We start from the raw sequence: 16,338 nt of genomic DNA on the forward strand, positions 1-16,338 counted from the left end.
CGGGACTTTGCGACCAATCGTTACCCGGCGATCAGCGCAGGGCGACGGCCTCGAAGCGGGCAAGTGGCTTGCCGCTGGCGTCCAGCAGCGTGAGCTGCCCTTGCTTGATCTGCCAGCGCGCCACCTGCTGCAACGCGGCAAGGAAGCGCTGCTCCTGTTCCATGCCCTCGACGCAGGCCATCATCGTGCTGCCCATGTTGCCAAAGCTGAGCTGTTCACCGTCCAGCGTGTAGCCGCCGAGCAGCCGGTTGCAGCCACTTGAGCCGGAAACGCGCTGGTTGTCCTTGTGCAGTATGAGGTGGGCTTCGCGCTGGCGTTCGCTGGCGACGACGGCTGCCTCACCCAGCCGTGTCAGCTTCCAGTACGTCTCCTGCAGCGCGGTCGCGACAGGTGCGGGAGGCCGCTGCGCGGTTTCACAGCCAGCGCCAGGCATCACCTGATGAAACTGATCGACGACAACCGTCGCGCGCGTGCCGGTACCTTCCATCGGCGGGCGTTCTGCAATGCGTCCGTCCAGGCTCACCAGCATCGGCGCGCCGGGGCTGGTCCGCGCTTCGCCGTAGGCGCGTTCAAGCGCTGCGTTGTCGCCTTCGGTGGCCACCGGCAGCGTCTGGCCCGTGGTGCAGAGCTGGATCGTCGCGGCATCGGCCATGTAGCGGTAAAGCCCGGTCAGTGTCAGGTGTGGTTCGATGGGGGCGTAGGCAGGCAGGCGTTTGAGGCTGTAATTGAGGGTCGAGGCGATCGGCTTGCCTTTGCGGTCAAGCTTGGTCAGCAGCCCATCGCCTTTGAGCGCGAAGGCCTGCGGTTCGCTCTGCCCGGTCGTCAGGCGGAGGATCGTCGGCGCCTGCGAGAGCGTCCAGGTACCGATTTCATCGAACGGCTGCTCGGACGGCTTGCCCTCGTAGGCAATTCGCAAGCGGTAGCTATGGTCCGCCAGCACATCGAGGTGCCAACGGGTGCCGCTGCAATCGGCGCAGGGCAGCGTGCCCTCGAACGACGCAGGCAGACTGCCGAGCGCAGTACGGCTGGCCGCCGCGCCATCGCCGGTGCGACGCAGCAGCATCTGCACTGGCGCCTCGCCCTTGCCCTGCAGTACCGGATAGCTGCGATCGGTCGTGAACAACAGTTGCCCGTCGTTCTTCACGCTCGCGCGCAAGCTGTAGCGGTGCCCGGCCTGGATGGCAGCGCCGTCGTATTCAATCGTGAACATGAAAGGCGGGCTGCCGGCCGGGTCGAGCCGGGCGCGGCCAATCACCGTGGCGGGTGCATCGGCGCGCGATACGTCTTCCAGCGTGGCCTCAAAAACGGCCCCTGGCGGCAGCGCCATGCGTTCGCGGTAGCTTGCGCTGCCGCTGATCGTTGCTGCGCCGGCTGCGCTGGCCAGTCCGAGCGCGGCGAGCGCGAACATCCAGCGGCGTGCGATCTGCATTCCCGTCATCGTGTCGTCTCCCGTTGTTGTCGATGCCATGCACTATGGCATTCGCCGGTGGGCACCGCCATGTCCGCACGAGCCAGTGGCGTGACCGACTGTGCCGCGGGTGTCATCGCACCGCACGGCTGGCGCGTTAGCTTCCTTGCTCGCATCTGTCATCACCCCGGAAAGGACGGGCCCGTGCCCAACACCACGCGTTTTGCTTTCTTGCTGTCGCTACGCCTGATCGCTGCGTGTGCCAGCGGTCTGGTCATCTCGATGCCCGCTGCGGCCGAGGTCTATAAGTGTGCCGATGCGCAGGGCAAGGTCAGCTATTCGGGTACCCCGTGCGCTGCCGGCAGTGTGCGGCAGCAAGCGGTGAATGCCGCCCCCGCCGCTGCGGGCATCGACGGTGTGACGCGTGGTGCCGCGTCGGCGCCGTCGAACACCGCGTCAGCAAGCGCTGCCACGCCGGAGAAGTTCTGCCCGTCGGAGCGCGACATCGCCAATCTGGAAAACCGCTCTACCAGCATCACGCTGGACGACAAGGCGCGCGCCTTCATTCGCGAGGAAGTGCGGCGTGCGCGCGCCTGCTCACGCGAGGACACCCGCTACACGCGCGAAGACTGGGCGCGCGTCGAACGTGGCATCGACGCACAGAACCGCAGCCTCGAGCGCGACCGCGAAGAGGGCCGCGCCGCTGCACTCGACACGCATAGCGTGAGCGCTTCGGCGCAGGAGCGCGAACGGATCGAAAACGAGAAGAATCGCGAAGCGCTGCGCGAGGCCGAACGTCAGCGTGATGCGGCGATTCAGGACGCGGCCTGGCGACCGGTCGCGCGTTGTGATGCCACGGCATGCTGGGACAAGGGCGGCAACCGCTATGGCAAGGCTGCCAACGGCAACTACGTCAACGCGGCGGGCCAGGCCTGCACGCTCAACGGCAGCAAGCTGCACTGCCCGTGAGCATCTGCTTCAGGGCCCGATCGAGCCGTCGAGGTACGGATTGACGATGCTCTCGTAGCGGCTCGGCGTGCCTGGTTTGCCGCGGCGCAGCGCAGTCAGGCCGCGTTGTATCGCCGCAAGGTAGGCATCGGGCACCGCCTTGCTGCAGGCGAAGTAGCTGTCGCCCATGCGCAGTGGAAACTGCACCGAGTAGTCGTCCTGACGCAGTTTCATGCTGGCGATCGTCCAGCGGATGACGGCCTGGCCGTGAACCCAGGCATCGACACGGCCCGCCGTGAGCATGCGCAGCGCGCTCTCGGGGCCATCGGCAAGCGAGAGTCGGCTGGGCTCGGCGCCATACCGTGTGGCGGCTTCGGCAGCGACATCGCCACGAATCGCGACCACGTTGCGACCCGCCAGCGCAGTTGCCGCGTTGTTGCCGAGCTCGGTATCGCGGCGTGTTGCCACACCCATCAACGAGGCGACGAACGGGCCAATCCAGCGGTAGGCATCCTCGCGCGCTGGCGTGCGCGCCATTGCAGTAACGCACACCGGCCGCTTGGTCGCCAGTTCGGCGAGTACCCGCGCCCAAGGCATGAAGATGAACTCGGGCTCGGCGTAACCCGCCTCGCGGTGCGCCGCACGCACCAAATCAATCGCGAGCCCGCGCGGCCCCTCCGGCGAGAGGTAGCTGAACGGCGGGTAAGGCTCGCTGACCCATCGCACCGCTTCGGCGTGCAGCGCCGGCGCGCAGAGCGCGGCCGCCATTGCGAGCGCAGCGTGGCGGGTTAGGCGTTGGAAGTTCTGGCTCAGGCTCATGGTGGTGTGCGCTGCTGTGACCGGGGGTTGGCGGGTTAACGTCGCGCCACGGCCGCAGCTTGAACCCATCGAGCTTCGCAAAGTTGAAACATCGTTTCGGCACCATCGCGGATTCATTCGATTCCTGCTTTCAACCGGAGCCTGAAATGCGCATCAACGCCGCGATCCTGCTGAGCCTTGCCCTGGCCGCCTGTGCCACTACGCCCGAACCGGCGCCCGCCCCCCAGCCGGTGGCGGCGGCCAAACCTGCCGAGGCACCGAAGCCGGCGCCGCAATGCTTCAACGGCGACACTGGCAGCTTTGCTGCCGCCGGTACCGTGGCCGAAGTGTCGGGCGTGAAGGTGGAATGCAAGCTCACCAGCGACGGCAAGGGCGCCTCCTGGCAGAGCGCCAAGTAACTCGCGTCGCCGCCGAGACGGGGCACCTTCGGGTGCCTTTTTCTTTTCTGGCGTCCCGAGGTCGGCGTGGCGATCTCCGCGCTCAGGTTTGTGGCGCCCGGGCCGTTAACCAATGGGCTGTAGCGGATCACCACAAGGAGGCAGGCGATGCTGTCGAGTGCAAAACTCAAGACCAAGATGATCGCAATCGGCGTTGCGTCCCTGGTCGGAATGCTCGCCGTGGGCGTGTGGGGCGCCTATGCGCAACGCACGGCCGGCATTGAGCACCGCAAGGAACTGATCAGCGCGGCGGTGGAAACCGCACATGGGCAGCTCGGTTACTACGTCAAGCTCGAAAAGGATGGCAAGCTCGACCGAGAAGCGGCACAGGCGCAGGCGAAAGAAGCGCTGCGCGGCGTGCGCTTCCGCGGCAAGGAGTACTACTTCGTTTATGCCTTCGACGGCAAATGTGTGTTGCTGCCACCCCGCACCGAGTGGGAGGGTACGCCGCGCATCGACGAGGTCGACAAGAAGGGCAATCGCTTCATCGAGCAGATCACCCGCCAGGGGCAAGGGCAGGGCGGCTTCCTCGACTACTACTTTCCGCGCGCAGGTGGTACCGAACCGCTGCGCAAGATTTCCTACGTGATGGGTGTGCCGGAGTGGGGCTGGGCGGTCGGCACCGGGCTCTATGTGGACGACATCGATGCGGCCTTCTTCGCCGATCTTGGCACCAACCTCGGCGTGGTCTTGCTGCTGTCGGCCGCGGTGTTCGCGCTGATCACCGTGATCGGCCGTTCGGTCCTGCGCCAGATCGGCGGTGAGCCGGTGGATGCCGTGGCCGCGATGCATCGCGTGGCGTCGGGCGATCTGCGCGTGCAGCTGGCGGGCAGCGCACCTGGGAGCTTGCTGAGCGAGCTTGGCGGGCTGATCACGCGACTGCGCACCACGATCGCCGAACTGACGGCCGACGCAGAACGGCTCGGTGCCGCGTCGCAACAGATCAGCGCAACCTCGCAGGCGGTGGCGGGTGCCGCGCACGAGCAGTCTGAGTCGACACAGTCGATGGCCGCTGCGATGGAGGAACTCACGGTCAGCATTTCGCATATCTCCGACAACGCGCAGGAGACCGAGCACCATGCGCGCGACGCTGCGGAGAAGGCCCTCAAGGGGCAGGGCGATGTTGAATCGGCAACGCAGGAGATGCGCGCCTTGTCGGAAACGGTGGCCGAGGCGGTGCAGCGCATCGGTAGCCTCAGCGCCCGCGCCAACGAGGTCGGCACTGTAGCCGCCTCGATCAACGATATTGCCTCGCAGACCAATCTGCTCGCACTCAACGCCGCGATCGAGGCCGCACGCGCGGGCGAGCAGGGCCGTGGCTTCGCGGTGGTGGCAGATGAAGTGCGCAAGCTTGCCGAGCGCACCGCGCACGCCACGGTGGAGATCGAGCGCATGGTGGCGGCGATTCAGTCCGAAACGCAGGGCGCGGTCGACGTCATGACCACCGCGTCGCAGCAGGCAACGCAGGGGGTGGACGCAGCGGAGCGCTCCGCGACGATGCTTGGGGAGATCGTTTCCGATGCGGAGCAGGCCAGCGGCCGCGTGGCCGAGGTGGCGGTGGCAACGCGTGAGCAGGGCAATGTCAGCACGCTGCTGGCGGGCCAGGTGGAACAGGTGGCGCGCATGGTCGAATCGACCAGCGTGGGCATGACCGAAACAGCGCAGGCCACGCAGGAACTGGAGCGGATCGCCTCGCGACTGAACGTCGTGGTGTCGCGCTTCGAAACCTGAGCGCGATTACGCCGCTCAGGCGAAAAAAAGGCGCCGCATCAAGCGGCGCCTTTTTTCATGGCTGATTCGGTTTCGGCGGCAGCAGTGGCGGCGGCGCGCCCTTGTGGGCTTTCTTGTCATGTTTGACCGCGCGTTTTTCCTTCGCGCTCAACTGAGCCTGTTTCTTCGGCTCCTTGTTGCTCTTTCTGACTTTGTTGCTCATGACACACTCCTTCGGACCGCAAGGTCAAGGCCAACGGCGCGAGGAGGCGGAGACTCCGTCGCAACCCGCGCATCAGCCGCAGCTTCAGTATAGGCCTTGGCGAGCGGCTTGACTGCTCGCCTGCCGCGCTACACTGATGGGCCATCAGAACCGTACGAGATCGGACAGGGTTGGACAGATGCTTGGAGGGCTAGCCGCACATCTACAAGGCATGCGCCGCGTCATCAGCGAGCGAAGCGGTGGAGTGCCGCAGTGCGCATGAGCGGTGTTACCGAGGCGGCGGAGACCAACGAAGCGTCTGCGCGCACGCCTGCCGCATTGCCGATGTACGCCCGCCATTTCGGGCTGGATAGCGCGCCGTTCTCGATAGCGCCGGATCCGCGCTACCTGTTCATGAGCGAACGCCATCGCGATGCGCTCGCCCACCTGCTGTATGGACTCGACGGCGGCGGGGGTTTCGTGCTGCTGACCGGCGAGATCGGTGCCGGCAAAACCACCTTGTGCCGCTGCATGCTCGAACAGGTGCCGTCGCACTGCAATGTCGCCTACATCTTCAATCCGCGCCTCTCCACCGATGAGTTGCTCGAAACGGTGTGCGAGGAATTCGGCATTGCGCAGGGCCAGCGTGGTGGCACGTTGAAGGCCCATGTCGACGCGCTCAATGACCACCTGCTGCGCACACATGCGCAGGGGCAGATCAATGTGCTGGTGATCGATGAAGCGCAGAACCTGTCTGCCGATGTGCTTGAGCAGTTGCGCCTGCTGACCAACCTCGAGACGAGCGAACGCAAGCTGCTGCAGATCATGCTGGTGGGCCAGCCGGAGCTGCGCGCGATGCTGGCCGCGCCTGGCCTTGAGCAGCTTGCGCAACGCGTTATCGCGCGCTATCACCTGCAAGCCTTGTCGGCGGACGATGTTGGCCGCTATGTGCAGCATCGTTTGCAGGTGGCGGGGCTGCGCGGCCAACTGCCGTTCGACCGCGCGGCGCTTAGGCGCGTGACGCTGCATTCGCGCGGTGTTGCGCGTCGCATCAACCTGCTCTGCGACCGCGCCCTGCTCGGCGCCTATGCGGAGGGCCGGACGCGGGTCAGTGCGCGGATCGTCGACAAGGCGGCCGGCGAGGTCTTCGATGTCGTGTTGCGCCGTACGCCCTGGCGGGCACCGGCAGCAATCGTCGCGGCGCTGGCGCCGTTGGTCGCGGGGGCGTTGGTGGCGTGGCAAACGCAACTGCGCGCCGTGCCAGCGGTCGTCGCCAAGGTGCCACCGACCAAGGCGGCGCCACCCGCGCTGCCTGCCCCAGCCGCCCCCAAGCCGGCTCCAGTCGCGCAACCGCACTGGCTGAGCCCTGAGGATCTGCTGCCCGCCGCCGACACCGCGACGGCAGATGAGGCGGCGGCCTGGCAGGCGCTCGGTAGCCTTTGGGGGCTGAGTCTGCCTGCGATGGAACCCTGCGTTGCCGCGGCACGGCAGGGTGTTTCCTGCTTCCGCGATGCGGGCAGTAACCTCGCATCGATCCGGCAGCTGGCTCGCCCCGGCATCCTTACGCTCTACAACGATCAAGGGCAGTCGGTACGTTGGCTGCTGGTCGGGCTGGGGCGCGACAGCGCCGAGCTGCGCACACCAGGCGGCGAGTTGAGAACCGTCAGCATTGCCTCGCTCACGACGTTGTGGCGGGGTGAGTTCGCGACCCTGTGGCGGATGCCACCCGACTATCGGCCGAACGCACGGGGCGCCGATGCCGAAGCGGCGATCGCCGCAGTGGCTGCGCGGCTCGCGGCCCTGCCGACCGCAACGCCAGCAACGGCCAGTGAAGCGCCGCGCGAGGTTGTTGCCGCGTTTCAGCTCGCGAATGGCCTCAAGCCAGATGGTAAGCCGGGTCCGCTGACGCTGATGCACCTCAACCGTGTGAGCGGTGTCGATGAACCCCGCCTCGAACCGCCGCGCTGAACGACCATGTCCTACATCCTCGACGCCCTTCGCCGCGCTGAAAGCGAACGCACCCAAGGCCGTTTGCCGACGCCGCTCGATCCGCCACTCGCGGGCCTGCCGCCAGAGGCGGCGGACTTGTCGCGTTCCCGCTGGCTCTGGATGGCGGGCGGCGCTGCCGTCGTCCTGCTCGCCGGCGGGATTGGCGCCCTGTTGATGCGGAGCGCCGCGCCACAGCCCGCTGGGGCTTCGCCCGCACAGGCGATGGCGCCGGCAGCACCAGCTCCCTTGCCCCAGACCGCGCCGGAGGCACCCGCGCCGCAACTGGCGCCCTCGCACGCGATTGCACATGCGCCAGCGGAGCGTGCACCGACACCGCCACGGGAGGCGCCCCCGCCGCGCTCGGCGCCCGCGGTGATCGCCGCGCCGCCCCCAACGCCACCCGCACCGCCTGCCGTGGCGCCGGAAGAGGGCACAGCCCCCCCACTCGCCGAACTGCCGGACGAAGTCCGGCGCGCGTTGCCGCCGATGCGCTTTGAAGGCACCGTGTATTCGGACACTGCAACAAGCCGCATGCTGATGATCAACGGCCAGTTGCTGCATGAGGGTGAATCGCTGAATGCCGACATTCGCGTCGAGCGAATCAAGCCACGCAGCGCCGTACTCAGCTATCGCGGTCAGCGCTTCGAGTTCTCGCGTTAAGGGCGCGGTCCATGGGGCTCGTGCTGGCGGCCTCTAGAGCTGTACCCAGTCTTCCGGCTTCTTGAAGCGCAGGGTTGTGAAGCCTTCGGCGATCAGATAGTCGCGCAACTTGGCGCTGACCACGATCGCATTGACGTTCTCGGCCAGGCGGAACAGCTGTTGATCGCGGCACGCCGATTCATCGAGGGCCAGCCGCGTGAACGAGACATTGATCAGTGGCGTGCCATCGTCGCTGAACCACTCGCTCTTGCCGAGGTCTGCTGCCGCGACGAGGCCGATGATGTTGTACGCCTTGTACGGATAGCGTACGCCGGTGGTGCTGTGAACCAGCGTGGCATCGTAAAAGTCGATATTTGACACGCCCGCATCGGTCAGCGCTTTTGCGAGTCGTGCCGACATGACGGGGATGCCCAAGTCGAGCAGCTCGACCGGCGGGCCGTTGTAGCCACGAAAGGTATCAAACGAAATCTCGATCGGTTCCGGCACCGGCTTTGTATGGCGGGCACCCGACTTCCACAGCCGGATACCGCCGACACGGAAGGTGTTGTGGATTTCCATCAGCGCCTCGCCATTCGGCGATAGCGGTTCGTCGCAGTCGAGGATGTAGAACATTGATCTAGGGGCCTTAATCAACGACGCCCAGCATGGTCTTCACGCGGGACGATGTGTAGTAACCGTTGCTTGCGTATTTCGTTGCATCGCTTTTGTTGCTGGCGGTGATTAACCGGCGATGGTGGGACGAAATCTGATTCAAGCGGCCAACGAGTCCAAATGGCGGCGTCACGCCGCCTTCGAATTTTTTCTTGCAAATCGGGCACGTGTCCGTCGGTTCGCCGAGCTTTTCGGCGAGTGCTTCAAGCGTTTTCAGCACGTTCTTGCTGTACTTCGGATGTGCATCGTGAAATTGGGCGCCGGCAGCCTTCGACATTGCCCGTTCTGCATACGCTTGTTTGAAACTGGGCGAAAAGCCGCTCCAGTTCTTTGTATAGTGATCATTGTCTTTGCGTACGCCGTAGTTTGCGGGCAGCCAGACACCGTTTTCCCGCGCATTGACGTTGTAGCCAATGTCACTTGCCAGGTTGAATTCGCCTCCTTTGCGCATGAAGTCGTGCAAAGCGGTGGCTTTGGCGAGCGACGCGCCGCCTGGGATGCAGTGGTGAGCGCCGGGTACGACGGTGGTCTTATGACCGGTGTCTGGGCAATCGATCTTCCATTGCGGGGGGCTGCCGAGGTTTTGGCCGAGAGCGCTTGAGCAGTTTGCCTCGTCGTTCTCCGGTACCGCGTCTTCGCTTTCGGAATCGCTTGTGTCAGGGTCCGCAGTCTCGTTGTTGTGAAGATCCCAAGTTGGCCGTTCCGAGCAGAACCAGCAGGGATCCTTTGGAGCCTCCGAGAGTGCAAGCATGCCTATTGCAATCGGTTCGCAGAGCTCTGTCATTGGCGACTCCTTGTGAAGCGCAGCGGCGGCGCGGCCATATTCCGCCCTGTTACATTGTGTTTGCGGGCGCGGCGGATTCCGTTTGTCATTGTCAGCGAGCCGCAACGATATTGCCACTCCCCACATGAAGCGGAATGAGGCGAAGACTGCATGGCATGAATTACTACCTGTGGCGGAACCGGCGCATGCCGGGTGACGCGATGATCTATGGCGGCTGGCCGAGTGCGCTGGGGATCTCGATGATTTCCGGCGACCGCATCGCCGCGCCTGCGGCGCCGATCGACGTGACGCTCAACGCTGAGTCCCAGGGCCGCCTGACCGACAGCTTGTTGATGACGGGTGCGGGGCGGGTGTTCTCCGAACGCCTTGTCGCGTTGTTGCTGGACATGGGGGTCAGCAACATCGACGCTTATCGGTGCCGCGTCGTAAACGTGGTGACCGGCGAGGTGCGGGAGGATTTTCGCGCCGTCAACGTGATCGGAAAGATCGCATGCGTGGATCGCGCCAAATCGGAGTTCGAGGATTTTGGCGACGGCAGCAACCGTATTCTGATCTGGGATTACCTCACGCTCGACGAAGCCCGTATCGGGGGCAACAAGCTATTCCCGCTTGCCGAGATGCCGGTGCAACTGGTGGTGCACCGTGACATCAAGCTGGCCATCGAGTCGGCGGGGTTCAGCGGCATGGAGTTTGTGCCGCAGGGCGATCAATCCTTCAAGCCGGCGGCGATCGGGCGCTAGCCGGAACCTGGGTCGCCTAGCGGTTGTAGCCGCGGCCCGTCGCCCTGTTTGCGCGCAACGATCACGATTTCGCGATGGAAGCGCCGCGGGCAGAGTCGATATGCGATGCGTAGCAACGCCGCCCGGCGGCCGCGTTTGTTCGCATGGAAACGGTAGCGGAGCGAACCGATTGCAAAACCGCTGGCCTGTAGAAAGCCGACCACCTCGCGTGCCGAGTATTCACGCACATGACCCATGTGGCCGAGCGTGCGTAGTTTGCCGAATTCATGCGCGGGGTCGGCAATGCTGCGTCCGAGCGCCAGGCGCGCCAGATTCGGCAGTGCGTAGAGGTTGGGCGTGGTGAGCAGAAGTGGCGCGCCCGGTGCGAGGACGCGATGAATCTCGCTCAGCACAAAGGCGGGATCGATGCGCTGGTGCTCGAAGGTTTCGCACAGCATCGCTGCCGAAAAGCGATCATCTGCGAAGGGCAACGGTTCGCACTCGATGTCACAGCGGCGAACATCGAGGTCGAACGCGCGGATCAGATCACCCACTCGCTGCGGTTGGATGTCCACACCCACCGCATCGATGCCCGATAGCTTCAGCAGCGCGCTCATGTGACACGGCGCCGCGCCAAGCTCCAGCACTGTGCCTTGCGGGGCCAGCGACTCGATCAGCGCGAGGTCGGCGAAATAACGGAGCTCATGCTGACGCAGATCGTCGATGTGCCAGTCGCGTGCGACGCCCTGCTGACTGCTGACGACGGCCCGCAGGGCCTGGATCGGGGTAAGTGCCACGCGTCTGATCTACCGGGTTTGCGTGCGTGAAGCATAGCCCGGGCGCGGCGACCAGCGCTCTCTTCATTCATTGCCCGGGCCGTGATCTGTCCGGAGGGCTCTAACGGTTGCATTGATGCAACGCTGCGTGCGCCGCGACGTGATTTCTTTCGCAATCGTTGCCGCGTTTTTTATCAATTTCGGGATCGGCGAGGAGGCGCTCCGTGCGCACGCAGAACGGCGTGTCTGAACGCGCTGCAGAACATCGTCGTGTGCTGGCGACGCGGCTTTGCACCGTGGCTGTGCAGGCATGACGAACGAGAATTTCGGTTTCCGCAAAAACGGCGGTTTCGCCTCACTTGTCATGCGGCCAAAACCCAACGCAGCATGTGAACCGCCAGCCCTTCATCGGGGCGTTGGGCAGGGCGCCGGGGGGCGTTGCAGTGCCGTTGTGCGGGAGTCGGATCGGCATTCCCGTCTTGCGATTCGGAGGGACCATGTCGCATCAATCCGGTGTTCTCGATCTGTCTGCGTACCGCGCTTCGCCTGCCGAGCGCCGTCGCACACAAGACCTGCTCGACCTGATCCCGGCGCGCGGCGACGTCGCGCTCGACATCGGCGCACGGGATGGGCATTTCTCGCACCTGCTGGCGCAGCGTTTCGACAAGGTCGTCGCCCTCGATCTGCAGCGGCCGCAGATCGATCACCCGCGCATCGAATGCGTGCAGGGCAATGCGGCCGCGCTGCAGTTCGCCAGCGAGTCGATCGACTTCGTGCTGTGCGCCGAGGTGCTCGAGCATATTCCGCCGCACCTGCTGGCCGATGTGTGCGCCGAACTGCAGCGCGTCAGTGCCGACAAGATCCTGATCGGTGTGCCGTATCGGCAGGATATCCGCGTCGGCCGAACCACTTGCCAGGCCTGCGGTGGCAAGAACCCGCCGTGGGGGCATGTGAACAGCTTCGACGAGGCGCGCCTCGCGGCACTGTTTGACCAATGCACCGTGACCTCGACGAGCTATGTCGGGCAGACGCGAGACGCGACAAATGCGCTGTCCTGCGTGCTGATGGATCTGGCGGGCAATCCGTACGGCACCTACACGCAGGAAGAGCCGTGCATCCATTGCGGCGCAAAGCTGGTGCCCCCGCCGCCGCGCGATCTGCCGAAGAAGGTGCTGACCAAGCTCGCCTTCTGGTCGCGCGCCGCAACGGCCGCGCTGCAGCCGCCGCGACCCAATTGGATCCACATGCTGCTGACCAAGCGGAATGCGCCGCTGCATCCCGCGATGTACGGGCTTTCCTGACGCTGCCGCGTACTCGGTCAGATCGGCGTCTTTTTCTTGCTCACGGCGCTTCCCTTGCGGGTGCTGACCGGTTCGTCGCGGATGTACTTGGCGTTGTCGACCTTGCCGGCGCGTGCTGCGTTGGCTGCGTCGTTGGCGTCGGCCAATTCGACCGCGCTGAGCGAGCGTTCGATCTGCGCCACGATCTCCTGTGCCGTGGCGGCATCCACCCGCAGCAGATCCTTGCGCGCCACCACGTTCACGCGGGTCAGGTTGGGCGACAGCGGTTCCAGTTCGACCGACACGCTCAGATTGCTCACCCGCGCCTTGGTCACCTGGCCGCCGTCCATGCTGGCCACTTCGTCGACCTGCAGGTACATCCGCTTCGAGGCGATTCGCACCGCGGCATCCACCTTGTTGAACGGTTCGCTGAAGGTGCGCGAGGCGGTGCCATTCATCTGATGCGCCAGGCCCGCACCGGCGCCCGCGCCGGCAAGGCTGACAGCCAGTGCCGCGCAGCCGTTGAGCAGCATCAGCGTGGCGATGGCGGCGCTGAGCCGCAATACGGTGGAGATGCGCGCCCTAAGGCGGGAAGCAGGCAAGGCTTGGCGTGTCGGCATGGCTTGGGGGCGTGGGTGGCGTGTGGTTCTTTCGGGGGCGGCAGACAACAAGCAGCCGCTATGCCAGCCGCATGTGCTACTGCCGCATCCGTGTGCGAGCCGCGCCGGTGCTTGCTTTCACGGCGGTCGCTGCCACCGCACCGTCACAACAGGGCCCGGCGGACGGGTACCGGCTGACGATTCTTGTCACATCGCTTGCCGGATTGGGCACATGGATTTTGCAGTGCAGCAGGCGAATTGCGCCGGTTGTGGGTCGCCGATTTCCGTCTGCCGCTGCTTCGGAGGAAAATGCCCGGTTTCACAAACCGCCTTTTCCAGGTTGCACCCATGAAAATCGAAAAGAACACCGCCGTCACCCTTCGCCTGAAAGTGACCGACACCAAGGGTTTTGTGTACGACGAAGGCAAGGCGCCGATGGCTTACCTGCACGGCGGCTACGAGAACATCTTCCCCAAGCTCGAGGCGCTGCTGGAAGGCCAGGAACCGGGTTTTCAGACCACGGTGGAACTCGCCGCGGTGGATACCTTCGGTGAGCGCGACGAATCGCTCGTTACGTCGATCCCGAAGAGCGAGTTTCCCCCGGGCGTGAAGGTCGGTGGCCAACTGCAGCGCGCCGGCGCCGATGGTCAGCCGCAGTACTTCTTCGTTACCAAGATCAAGGGCCCGGTTGTGTTGCTCGACGGCAACCATCCGCTGGCGGGCAAGGCGCTGCGCTTCACGCTGAAGGTGGTGGACGTACGCCCTGCGACGGCCGAAGAAATCGAGCACCAGCATGTCCATGGTGAGCACGGTCACCATCACTGATCCCGCGCTCCGCTTGGCACACACCGCGCACGTCGGTGTGTGCCGGCCGGCGGCGTGATGCACCTCTCCGCATCGCCACGCAGCAACCAATCCAAAAGGCTTCCGATGTCTCCCCGGTATGCGGCGCTTGCTGCGTTGTTGGCCCTCTTCGCGCACATCGGCCCCGCGCATTCGGCACCTGCCGATGACGAGGACGATGAAGACGAAGAGGAGATCGCCGACACGCCCGCATCGCCGAGCCTCACGCCGCCGGCACCAGCCGGGGCGAGCGCGGAGGTCACCAAGCCGGAAGACCACGCTGTGGCTGAGGACGAAAAGCCCGAGACCACCCTCGGCGTGTCCTTCTCGTACTATGCGATGCGCACCGAGGCGGACTTCCTCACCCCCGTGATCACGCTGGACCACGGCCCGCTGCACCTCGAAACCCGCTACAACTACGAGGCGATCGACACCGGCTCTTTTTTTGTCGGCTACACCTTTTCGGGCGGCGACACGGTGTCGTTCTCGATCACGCCGATCCTGGGCGCGGTGTACGGCGACAACGCTGGCGTGGCGCCGGGTCTGGAGGCCAGCGTGTCGTGGAAGGATTTCGACTTCTACACCGAGTCCGAGTACTACATCGATCACCACGACCATCACCGCAACTACCTGACCTCGTGGAACGAGATCGGCTGGCGCCCGATTCCGCCGCTGCGCCTCGCCCTTGTCACGCAGCGCACCCGCACGGTGGACGAAGGCCGCGATGTGCAACGCGGCGCCTTGCTTCAATGGACACTCAAGCGCGGCGCGACACTGGGCCTCAACTTCTTCAATCCGACCAGCGATCGTCGTTACACGATCGGATCGATTGCCTTTCAGTATTGAACCCCTGCTCAAGTTGCGACGCGCAGGCGCCGATAGTCTGAACTTGCCTCTCGCTGCGAGCGCGCGCTCCACATGCCCAGCTGCCGTTCCGTTCTTGCCTGTTGCGTGATCGCGCTGGCCGCGGGCGGGGCTTGCGCGGCGGAACTCTCGCTCGTATCGGGCAATGGCTATCCACCCTTTGCCGATAACGCGCTGCCCAACGGTGGCATTGCCACCGAACGGGTGCTTGCTACCTTCCGTGCCATGGGGGAATCGCCGAAGCTCGCATGGCTGCCGTGGGCACGCGGGTATCAACTCACGCTGGCCGGTGAGTTCGATGCCACGTTCCCCTATGTCCCCACGCCAGAGCGTGAAGCGGCGTTCTACTACTCCGCGCCACTATTCCGCTCGCCGCACTACGTCTTCGCGCGTCCCAGCGACGCGCGATTGGCGAGTAATTTCAAGGATCTTTCCGTCGGCCGTCTGTGCCTGCCATTCGGCTGGGCCGGTGCACCCGAGGTGCAACGGCGCATTGCGCAAGGCCGGCTGGTGCCCGACCGGCCTGAGACGCTCGCCAACTGTGTGCGAATGATCCTGCTCGACCGTGCCGACTACCTGATCGCCGCGCCGGGAATTGAAGCCGCGGCGCTGGCGGAAGTCGGCCTCGCAGCCGACGCCCTCGCGCGTGGCCCCAGTTCGGTGGGCGCACTGACCCTGCACCTGATCGTGCCGCGCAAGCGCCCCGGCGCGGCGGCGCTGATCCGCCGGTTCGACGAAGCGCTCGCCTCGCTCGACAAGGCCCAGCGTGCGGACAAGGCGCCCAAGCACTGACTGCGCCACAAGCACTCGACACGCCATTTCACCCCAGCGTGAGGCAGTTGTGCCGCAGCGCGTAAAGCCATTCGTCATGGACCGGGTGAGTCGAGTAAAACGACCGCTTTCCGTTGCGACCATCCGCGCACGTTCTTATGCGAATGCGCTCCATCCATCATGCTGCTGTTGCGGCGATTGCGTTGTTGCTTCTCGGCGCGGCGACGATCGGTCATGCGGCAACCGTTGCGGTGGACGTTGGTCACACGCCGAAGCATGTGGGCGCCCGAGGTGCCGCGGGCGGTGAGGAATACGCGTTCAACCGTGCGCTGGGTCGCAGGCTCGGTGATCTGCTGGCGATGCGTGGCTTCGTCGTGATCCGCGTCGGCGGTGATGGGCGAGAGATCGAACTGCGCCAGCGCACTGCGCAAGCAGCGGGTGCGGATCTGTTCGTGTCGATCCATCACGATTCGATCCAGCAGGCGTGGATCGACGCCGGCCGGCGCGGCGAATTCAGCGGCTACGCGCTGTTCGTCTCCGAGAAGAACCCGGACTACTCCGGCAGCCTGCGCTGCGCCAAGACGATCGGCGAGCAACTGCGCGGTGCCGGCGAAGCGCCGTCGCTGTACCACGCCACACCGATCGCGGGCGAGAACCGCCCGATCGTTGATGAGCTGCGCGGTGTGCACCGCTTCGACGATCTTGTCGTGCTGAAGACGGCGACGATGCCAGTGGTGCTGGTCGAGGCGGGCGTGATTGCCAATCCGCAAGAAGAAGTCCGCCTCGGCAAGCCCGCGACGCGCGAGCGACTCGCACAGGCCATTGCCGACGGCATTACCCGTTGCCTAAGACCTTGAGCCGTCAGTGCGACGGCGCCA

General features: G+C 65.1%; 18 protein-coding genes. 11 read left to right on the forward strand and 7 right to left on the reverse strand.

Annotation, left to right across the window (positions count from 1 at the left end; genetic code table 11):
* Window positions 1–31: 31 nt before the first annotated feature.
* A complete protein-coding gene (locus tag HH302_RS11910) occupies window positions 32–1,438 on the reverse strand; it encodes an META domain-containing protein (protein ID WP_172202381.1) in 1,407 nt (468 codons plus the stop codon).
* 174 nt (window positions 1,439–1,612) lie between these two features.
* Here HH302_RS11910 and HH302_RS11915 point away from each other — a divergent pair, with 174 nt between their 5' ends.
* Window positions 1,613–2,377, forward strand: coding sequence for a DUF4124 domain-containing protein (locus tag HH302_RS11915; protein WP_172202382.1), 765 nt, complete (start codon window positions 1,613–1,615; stop codon window positions 2,375–2,377).
* 9 nt (window positions 2,378–2,386) lie between these two features.
* On the opposite strand, the gene HH302_RS11920 is transcribed toward HH302_RS11915, so the two are convergent.
* Window positions 2,387–3,175, reverse strand: coding sequence for an ABC transporter substrate-binding protein (locus HH302_RS11920; protein ID WP_172202383.1), 789 nt, complete (start codon window positions 3,173–3,175; stop codon window positions 2,387–2,389).
* Window positions 3,176–3,321: 146 nt separating this feature from the next.
* On the opposite strand from HH302_RS11920, the gene HH302_RS11925 reads away from it, so the two are divergent.
* Entirely contained in the window at window positions 3,322–3,573 is a 252-nt protein-coding gene (locus HH302_RS11925; RefSeq protein ID WP_172202384.1) for a hypothetical protein, read from the forward strand.
* 147 nt (window positions 3,574–3,720) lie between these two features.
* Entirely contained in the window at window positions 3,721–5,343 is a 1,623-nt protein-coding gene (locus tag HH302_RS11930) for a methyl-accepting chemotaxis protein (RefSeq protein WP_172202385.1), read from the forward strand.
* Between the two features lie 55 nt (window positions 5,344–5,398).
* Here HH302_RS11930 and HH302_RS11935 read toward each other — a convergent pair whose 3' ends face one another.
* Window positions 5,399–5,545 (reverse strand): hypothetical protein, encoded by a 147-nt coding sequence (locus HH302_RS11935; protein ID WP_172202386.1) that lies wholly within the window; start codon window positions 5,543–5,545, stop codon window positions 5,399–5,401.
* A gap of 258 nt (window positions 5,546–5,803) precedes the next feature.
* Here HH302_RS11935 and HH302_RS11940 point away from each other — a divergent pair, with 258 nt between their 5' ends.
* On the forward strand, window positions 5,804–7,492 hold the full coding sequence (locus HH302_RS11940; protein WP_253946088.1) for an ExeA family protein: 1,689 nt from the start codon (window positions 5,804–5,806) through the stop codon (window positions 7,490–7,492).
* A 6-nt stretch (window positions 7,493–7,498) separates the two neighbouring features.
* Window positions 7,499–8,173, forward strand: coding sequence for a general secretion pathway protein GspB (locus HH302_RS11945; RefSeq protein ID WP_172202387.1), 675 nt, complete (start codon window positions 7,499–7,501; stop codon window positions 8,171–8,173).
* A 33-nt stretch (window positions 8,174–8,206) separates the two neighbouring features.
* Here the strand turns inward: HH302_RS11945 and HH302_RS11950 are convergent, their stop codons facing one another.
* Window positions 8,207–8,785 carry an imm11 family protein gene (locus HH302_RS11950; RefSeq protein WP_172202388.1) on the reverse strand — a complete coding sequence of 193 codons (579 nt, stop codon included), beginning with the start codon at window positions 8,783–8,785 and terminating at the stop codon, window positions 8,207–8,209.
* A 13-nt stretch (window positions 8,786–8,798) separates the two neighbouring features.
* Window positions 8,799–9,608, reverse strand: coding sequence for an AHH domain-containing protein (locus HH302_RS11955; protein WP_172202389.1), 810 nt, complete (start codon window positions 9,606–9,608; stop codon window positions 8,799–8,801).
* Between the two features lie 134 nt (window positions 9,609–9,742).
* Between HH302_RS11955 and HH302_RS11960 the strand changes: the two genes are divergently transcribed.
* On the forward strand, window positions 9,743–10,348 hold the full coding sequence (locus HH302_RS11960; RefSeq protein ID WP_216661877.1) for an imm11 family protein: 606 nt from the start codon (window positions 9,743–9,745) through the stop codon (window positions 10,346–10,348).
* On the opposite strand, the gene HH302_RS11965 is transcribed toward HH302_RS11960, so the two are convergent.
* On the reverse strand, window positions 10,345–11,124 hold the full coding sequence (locus HH302_RS11965) for a class I SAM-dependent methyltransferase (RefSeq protein ID WP_172202390.1): 780 nt from the start codon (window positions 11,122–11,124) through the stop codon (window positions 10,345–10,347). The genes HH302_RS11960 and HH302_RS11965 overlap by 4 nt on opposite strands.
* 476 nt (window positions 11,125–11,600) lie before the next feature.
* Between HH302_RS11965 and HH302_RS11970 the strand changes: the two genes are divergently transcribed.
* On the forward strand, window positions 11,601–12,404 hold the full coding sequence (locus tag HH302_RS11970; RefSeq protein ID WP_172202391.1) for a class I SAM-dependent methyltransferase: 804 nt from the start codon (window positions 11,601–11,603) through the stop codon (window positions 12,402–12,404).
* Window positions 12,405–12,421: 17 nt separating this feature from the next.
* Here the strand turns inward: HH302_RS11970 and HH302_RS11975 are convergent, their stop codons facing one another.
* Window positions 12,422–13,003 carry a DUF3568 family protein gene (locus HH302_RS11975; protein ID WP_172202392.1) on the reverse strand — a complete coding sequence of 194 codons (582 nt, stop codon included), beginning with the start codon at window positions 13,001–13,003 and terminating at the stop codon, window positions 12,422–12,424.
* 327 nt (window positions 13,004–13,330) lie between these two features.
* Here HH302_RS11975 and HH302_RS11980 point away from each other — a divergent pair, with 327 nt between their 5' ends.
* The 4 genes from HH302_RS11980 to HH302_RS11995 all read left to right on the forward strand — a co-directional run bounded on the left by HH302_RS11980 (window position 13,331) and on the right by HH302_RS11995 (window position 16,317).
* Window positions 13,331–13,807 (forward strand): peptidylprolyl isomerase, encoded by a 477-nt coding sequence (locus HH302_RS11980; protein ID WP_172202393.1) that lies wholly within the window; start codon window positions 13,331–13,333, stop codon window positions 13,805–13,807.
* 105 nt (window positions 13,808–13,912) lie between these two features.
* The gene (locus HH302_RS11985; RefSeq protein WP_172202394.1) at window positions 13,913–14,671 is read left to right on the forward strand and encodes a hypothetical protein; all 759 of its coding nucleotides are present in this window, start codon (window positions 13,913–13,915) and stop codon (window positions 14,669–14,671) included.
* Window positions 14,672–14,743: 72 nt separating this feature from the next.
* Window positions 14,744–15,481, forward strand: coding sequence for an ABC transporter substrate-binding protein (locus tag HH302_RS11990; RefSeq protein WP_172202395.1), 738 nt, complete (start codon window positions 14,744–14,746; stop codon window positions 15,479–15,481).
* Window positions 15,482–15,624: 143 nt separating this feature from the next.
* On the forward strand, window positions 15,625–16,317 hold the full coding sequence (locus HH302_RS11995) for an N-acetylmuramoyl-L-alanine amidase (protein ID WP_216661878.1): 693 nt from the start codon (window positions 15,625–15,627) through the stop codon (window positions 16,315–16,317).
* Window positions 16,318–16,338: the final 21 nt, after the last annotated feature.

Source organism: Niveibacterium sp. COAC-50, assembly GCF_013184235.1.
GTDB classification, from domain to species: domain Bacteria; phylum Pseudomonadota; class Gammaproteobacteria; order Burkholderiales; family Rhodocyclaceae; genus Niveibacterium; species Niveibacterium microcysteis.

Bases quoted from the DNA above. Each gene is read 5' to 3' on its own strand.
- HH302_RS11990 (WP_172202395.1), top strand. From the start codon at position 14,744: ATGCCCAGCTGCCGTTCCGTTCTTGCCTGTTGCGTGATCGCGCTGGCC.
- HH302_RS11975 (WP_172202392.1), bottom strand. From the start codon at position 13,003: ATGCCGACACGCCAAGCCTTGCCTGCTTCCCGCCTTAGGGCGCGCATC.
- HH302_RS11960 (WP_216661877.1), top strand. From the start codon at position 9,743: ATGAGGCGAAGACTGCATGGCATGAATTACTACCTGTGGCGGAACCGG.
- HH302_RS11945 (WP_172202387.1), top strand. From the start codon at position 7,499: ATGTCCTACATCCTCGACGCCCTTCGCCGCGCTGAAAGCGAACGCACC.
- HH302_RS11995 (WP_216661878.1), top strand. From the start codon at position 15,625: ATGCGCTCCATCCATCATGCTGCTGTTGCGGCGATTGCGTTGTTGCTT.
- HH302_RS11950 (WP_172202388.1), bottom strand. From the start codon at position 8,785: ATGTTCTACATCCTCGACTGCGACGAACCGCTATCGCCGAATGGCGAG.
- HH302_RS11985 (WP_172202394.1), top strand. From the start codon at position 13,913: ATGTCTCCCCGGTATGCGGCGCTTGCTGCGTTGTTGGCCCTCTTCGCG.
- HH302_RS11925 (WP_172202384.1), top strand. From the start codon at position 3,322: ATGCGCATCAACGCCGCGATCCTGCTGAGCCTTGCCCTGGCCGCCTGT.
- HH302_RS11930 (WP_172202385.1), top strand. From the start codon at position 3,721: ATGCTGTCGAGTGCAAAACTCAAGACCAAGATGATCGCAATCGGCGTT.
- HH302_RS11970 (WP_172202391.1), top strand. From the start codon at position 11,601: ATGTCGCATCAATCCGGTGTTCTCGATCTGTCTGCGTACCGCGCTTCG.
- HH302_RS11940 (WP_253946088.1), top strand. From the start codon at position 5,804: ATGAGCGGTGTTACCGAGGCGGCGGAGACCAACGAAGCGTCTGCGCGC.
- HH302_RS11920 (WP_172202383.1), bottom strand. From the start codon at position 3,175: ATGAGCCTGAGCCAGAACTTCCAACGCCTAACCCGCCACGCTGCGCTC.
- HH302_RS11955 (WP_172202389.1), bottom strand. From the start codon at position 9,608: ATGACAGAGCTCTGCGAACCGATTGCAATAGGCATGCTTGCACTCTCG.
- HH302_RS11980 (WP_172202393.1), top strand. From the start codon at position 13,331: ATGAAAATCGAAAAGAACACCGCCGTCACCCTTCGCCTGAAAGTGACC.
- HH302_RS11910 (WP_172202381.1), bottom strand. From the start codon at position 1,438: ATGACGGGAATGCAGATCGCACGCCGCTGGATGTTCGCGCTCGCCGCG.
- HH302_RS11935 (WP_172202386.1), bottom strand. From the start codon at position 5,545: ATGAGCAACAAAGTCAGAAAGAGCAACAAGGAGCCGAAGAAACAGGCT.